We start from the raw sequence: 235 nt of genomic DNA, 5'->3' as shown, positions 1-235 counted from the left end.
AGACTTTCCCACGCAGGAGGTGAACGGCAAAATCTGTAAGCCACTGATCCGCGTCACAGCCCCAACTGAACCCAATCAGCGTGCGCTCACGCTAAGTATTATCCGTGGCCTCGGTGGTAGGGTACTGAGCAAATGCAGCACACCGGATTTGTACGATCAAGCGTTGCGCCAGCTAGAGATTGCGAAAGTCAGGGCGATCATCGTCGATGAAGTACAACATCTGGCAGAGCTACAC

The 235-nt window shown here is 53.6% G+C and carries 1 protein-coding gene; it reads left to right on the top strand.

Annotation, left to right across the window (positions count from 1 at the left end; translation table 11 throughout):
• Window positions 1–19 precede the first annotated feature (19 nt).
• On the top strand, window positions 20–235 hold a 216-nt coding region (locus tag NR201_RS22630), incomplete at its 3' end, for a TniB family NTP-binding protein (RefSeq protein ID WP_256850202.1).

Origin of the sequence: Pantoea sp. Fr-CA_6 (genome assembly GCF_024520895.1) — a bacterium.
Classification (GTDB): Bacteria; Pseudomonadota; Gammaproteobacteria; order Enterobacterales; family Enterobacteriaceae; genus Pantoea; species Pantoea agglomerans.
The sequence above is the reverse complement of the archived record's forward strand: the minus strand, read 5'-3'. Positions and strand labels throughout refer to the sequence as shown.